Source organism: Arsukibacterium sp., assembly GCF_033722355.1.
GTDB lineage: Bacteria > Pseudomonadota > Gammaproteobacteria > Enterobacterales > Alteromonadaceae > Alishewanella.
Window position 1 is genome coordinate 1 of sequence record NZ_JAWVZF010000190.1, and the last position, 4843, is coordinate 4843.

At 50.2% G+C, this 4843-nt stretch carries 3 protein-coding genes and 1 pseudogene; 1 reads left to right on the forward strand and 3 read right to left on the reverse strand.

The annotated features are described in order from the left end of the window. The 3 genes from R3177_RS13225 to R3177_RS13235 all read right to left on the reverse strand — a co-directional run. On the reverse strand, positions 1-896 hold an 896-nt coding region (locus R3177_RS13225; RefSeq protein WP_318971497.1), incomplete at its 3' end, for an NAD(P)H-hydrate epimerase. 29 nt (positions 897-925) lie between these two features. After that, positions 926-2686 carry a bifunctional isocitrate dehydrogenase kinase/phosphatase gene (aceK, locus tag R3177_RS13230; protein WP_318971498.1) on the reverse strand — a complete coding sequence of 587 codons (1761 nt, stop codon included), beginning with the start codon at positions 2684-2686 and terminating at the stop codon, positions 926-928. Positions 2687-2698: 12 nt separating this feature from the next. Beyond that, positions 2699-4126, reverse strand: coding sequence for a YfcC family protein (locus R3177_RS13235; RefSeq protein WP_318971499.1), 1428 nt, complete (start codon positions 4124-4126; stop codon positions 2699-2701). A gap of 208 nt (positions 4127-4334) precedes the next feature. Here R3177_RS13235 and R3177_RS13240 point away from each other — a divergent pair. Next, positions 4335-4843, forward strand: a pseudogene (locus R3177_RS13240) (hypothetical protein); the annotation flags it as partial.

The following is a 4843-nucleotide window of genomic DNA, read 5'->3' on the forward strand; positions in this document are numbered from 1 at the left end:
AGCATAACGTTAAGATGCTCTGTACGGCTAAATAAACTGACTCTGCCAGCGCCGCAGTTAACGGCGGTTTGGGCGGTCATAATGGCGGCACCGGCAAAGCCATAATCGCCGCCAACAACCAACACATGGCCATAGTGGCCCTTGTGACTGTTAACCCGTCGTACCGGCAGCAGTGAACCAACCTTTGCCGCAGTTAAACTCTGGCAGTCCGGTTCAACGCTGGCCAGCTCGCTGCCCAGGTTAAGAGTGCTTAGCCAGAGCTGGCCAACATGTTCCAGGCCATCCTGCATCAGCAAACCGGTTTTCAGGCCAATAAAGCTGACGGTGGCTGTAGCTTTGACCGCTACCGGCATTGCTGCGCCGCTATCAGCATTGATCCCGCTTGGGATATCAACAGCCAGCACGGGTTTATTGCTGTCATTTATGGTTTGAATAAGCTTTTGGGTTGCGTCATCCAGCGGCCGGTTAAGACCAATACCGAACAGGGCATCAATCAGCAAGTCGGCTTCGCTGATTGTTGTCACCAGCAAAACGCCGGCGTCCGCTGCTGCATCCGCTGCCATTTGAGCTGTTTTGCCAAGTTTAGTATGGTCACCATGCCGGTATAGCTGCACCTGATAGCCCCGGCTGCTGGCGAGCGCAGCAAGCAGATAACCATCGCCACCATTATTACCAGCCCCGGCGCATACCAGAATTTTGCGAGGAGCCGGCCATTGCTGCTCAAGACATTCCAGCACAGCAGCAGCTGCGCGCTGCATTAAAATAAAGCCACCGTCGGCGCCAAGTTTGCTAATCGCCTGCTGCTCCAACTGACGAAGGCGCTGTACACTATATAAAGAATGCTGCTGGTCAGGGGTAATCAGATAGTTATCATTTGTCGGATTATTGCTTGGCATCGGCTACTCAGTACTTAGTGCGTTACAGATTATTCGTTATCCTCCTCAGGGAGGCAGTCATACTTAGCATAGCGCAGACAGAAGCGCAGGTTCTCTGGATAGGGAAAAATATCTTCAACTTTACCATCCCGGATAGCCTGTTGTTTTGCTTGCCAGTATCTGGCTTCCAGCAATTCAGGATGCTTGCTGAATAACAACTTACGCAGCTGTGGTTGTGGTGTCACAAAAGTAGCGATCTGTTCAGGAAATACGTCACCTGCTACGGCACAGCAGTTGGCTTCAGCGTTTATGGCATCTTCAAAATTATCCGTTTTGGTAAAGGCGCGAAAATTCACATCCAGCAGATATTGCACTTCATCATAGTCGTAGAAAACCACCCGTTTGTGCCGGGTAACCCCGAAGTTTTTTAAAAGCATATCGCCAGGGAAGATATTGGCGGCAATCATTTCTTTGATGGCGTTACCATAATCGTTCATGATGATGGCTTTTTCGGCATCATCAGCCTGTTCCAGATAGATATTCAGTGGCACCATCCGCCGCTCAATATATAAATGTTTAATGATAACCAGCTCATCATCAATTTGCAGTGACTGGCCAATCGTCTCGGATAATTCCTGCAGCAGCTCGGGGGTAAAACGGTTTTTTGGTAAGGCAACATCAGAATATTCCAGGGTATCGGCCATTCTGCCAACCCGGTCATGCTTTTTTACCAGCAGGTAACGGGCTTTTACTGTTGCGCGGTCAAATTCTTTACTTGGGGCGAATTTGTCGCGGATAACCTTAAATACATAAGGGAAAGAGGGCAGGGTAAACACCATCATTACCATGCCACGGATCCCGGGTGCGGCGACAAACTGATCACGGCTATGGGTTAAATGGCTTAGCAGCTCACGATAAAACTCGGTTTTGCCCTGTTTATGCAAGCCAATGCTGGCATACAGTTCTGCCAGAGTTTTATGCGGCAGTAACTCCTTTAAGAAATGCACCAGTGCCGATGGCACCGGGCACTGCACCATAAAATAGGCGCGGGAGAAGCCAAAGATGATACTCATATGCTGCGCGTCGGTCAGCAGGGTATCAAGATATAAGCCGGCGCCCTCCTGGTGCAACAGCGGAATAATAAAGGGTTGCTGGCCATCTGGCGTCACCACCCGTCCCACTATATATGCGGCTTTATTGCGAAAGAAAACTGATTTGAGCATATCAAACCGGATTTGATGCACCGGAAACCGGCCATGGGCAGATTGCTGGATAAAGCTTTTTACGATGTAACGAATATCCCGTTCCAGATCAATAAAACGGGTGCTGAAAGCAAAATCAGCCACTATGGTGCGGATGCTCTGCTTTAGTCCGTCCTGGGCCGGAAAGTAACTTTGGTAAACCGAGGAAATAGGGGCCGGCAGATGTTGCAGGTTAAGCGTCGATTCAACGAATATATTCTGGTTGTGATAATACTTACGGGCAAATAAGCGACAGAACACCGAGTTGTAAAATGTTTCGGCCAGTTCCGCCTGTGGATGAAACAGCAGGTACTCCAGGTACTGCTGTTTCACCTGCTGCCACAATGGTTCGTTCAGACAATCAGACGGCATAGCTTTTTTCAGTGCAGCCACTGTTTCGGCAACGCGCTGATCATAAAATGAAATCCGCTCTGAACTATCCTGCTGATAGGCCCGCCAGTCAGCCTGTTCAAACCGTTGTTTAGCTTTAGCGGTAACTTGCTGAAACAGCTGAAAATGCTTTCGAAAGCCTTGCAGGATCATTTCAGCAATTTGCCGGGTTTGGTTCATAATGTTACTCAGTTAAGACTGAACGCTACTGACCACCTGTGCGGTTGGTGGTTGTACATCATCACCATAGCCAAATACCACGGCCAGTACCAGTACCACTGACGCCGCCAGCATTAATTTGGCCATCAGTGGCAGGCAAAACCGGAACCAATGGCCGTAAGGAATGCCGGCAATACCAATAATACCCATTAAAATCGCATTAGTCGGAATAATCATATTAGAGAATCCATCACCAAACTGATAGGCCAGCACTGCAACCTGCCGCGGAATTTCCAGCAAGTCAGCCAGTGGTACCATTAATGGCATGGTAACAAACGCCTGCCCGCTGCCTGAGGGGATAAAGAAGTTAAGTAAAGTCTGGATAATCAGCATGCCGACGACTGCAATTTCAGCCCCGACATAAGATAGAGGCAGCGACATACCGTGCACCAGTGAATGCAAAATCTGACCATCTTCCATTACCAGCGAAATGCCGCGGGCCACCCCGATTAAAATGGCTGTGGTGGTCAGCTCCATGGCACCGTCAATAAACTTTTTGGCCGCAACATCAACGCTGATCCGGCTGATAGCAACAGTTAACAGGCCCCAGGCAATAAAGCAGGCACCCAGTTCGTACAGATACCAGCCATGAACCCGGATACCGTAAGCAACGATGCCGATAGTGGCCAGAAAGCTGGCTAAAATCAGCTTATGCTTCAATGCCAGTTTCGGGTAGTCGACCGCATGGCTGTCGCCAAGCGGGCAGGGCAAGTCAGCAACCATGGAATTTGCCGGATTAGCCAGCACTTTTTTCGAGTAACTCCAGACATGGTGAAAACCGATTAACACAAACGGCAGGAAAATCGCTGCCCGCAGTGGCCAGCCAGAAAGAATGGGTAACTCTGCAATTTGCTGCGCGATGACCAGGGTAAACGGATTGACCGCTGAGATGCCGTAGCCGATACCATAACCCGCTACTGTCATACCGACTGCGGTCATCGCATCGAGCCGCATTGCTTTACACAACGCCACCAGGATCAGCACAAAAGGGATGTATTCGCCGGCGGTACCAATAAAACTGGACGCCATGGCAAAGCAAAACACCACCATAAAGATTAATATTTGCGGCTTTTCACCAAAACGTTCCAGCATCCGGCCGATCAATGCATCTACTGTGCCGGTCGCCCGGGCAATCGATAAGACACCCCCTAAAATCATCACAAAGAAAATAACATCCTGAGCGCTGGCAAAGGCGCGCGGAATGGCAGTCAGCAGCTGCCACGGTGTCATATAGTTTTTATCTTCGGCCAGGGTAAAAGTACCCGGTACGACAGCCTGACGGCCTGATTCGAGCGTTTGCATTTCAAATGAACCCTGCGGCACTATCCAGGTGGCGATCATGGCGATAACCATCATCGAAAACAGCAGGGTAAGGGTATGAGGTACTTTAAATTTGCCCATGGCTTAACATTCCCGTAAAAAAACTTTGATTAACAAATGTGCGGTTTACGCAGCGTTATTCTGATCAAAAGCACTGGAGTCTACCCCAAGCGCAGCGTTACCACAAATCTGACGTTTTGGCCATTGTATAGCCTGCTACTTGCCTGCAGCCTGGCCTTTGTATAGGCTTGGCGCCTGAATTTCGTCACCATGTACGTGGAGCCTCGCTTTGGCCTTGTTTCCCCTGACCATTTTTTTAAGTGCCGCTTTATTATTTCTGGTGCAGCCAATGCTGGCCAAACAGTTACTGCCCTATTTTGGCGGGGGCGCCGCTGTCTGGACGGCCTGCATGCTGTTTTTCCAGAGCCTGTTGCTGGCGGGTTACGGCTATGCTCATCTGCTTGGCCGCTATCTGGCCCCGAAAAACCAGCGCCGGGTGCATAGCAGTTTACTGATGCTGGCAGTGGTCAGTTTGCCGCTGCTATGGCAGGCCAATATCACTCCCGCTCTGCTGCCGTCACCGCTGGCAGCTATTTTACTGCTGTTAACCCTGCTGGTCGGGTTACCGTATTTGTTGCTTGCGGCAACAGGTCCACTGCTACAGCATTGGTTCGCCAGCCGCTTTCCGCTGCGCTCACCATACCGGTTATATGCGCTGTCCAATTTAGGCTCCCTCGGTGGTTTGCTGGTTTATCCTTTTGTATTAGACCCACTGTTCAGCCTGAATGAACAACGCCA

Coding starts and splice junctions, on each gene's coding strand:
- aceK (WP_318971498.1), bottom strand. CDS start 2,686: ATGAACCAAACCCGGCAAATTGCTGAAATGATCCTGCAAGGCTTTCGA.
- R3177_RS13235 (WP_318971499.1), bottom strand. CDS start 4,126: ATGGGCAAATTTAAAGTACCTCATACCCTTACCCTGCTGTTTTCGATG.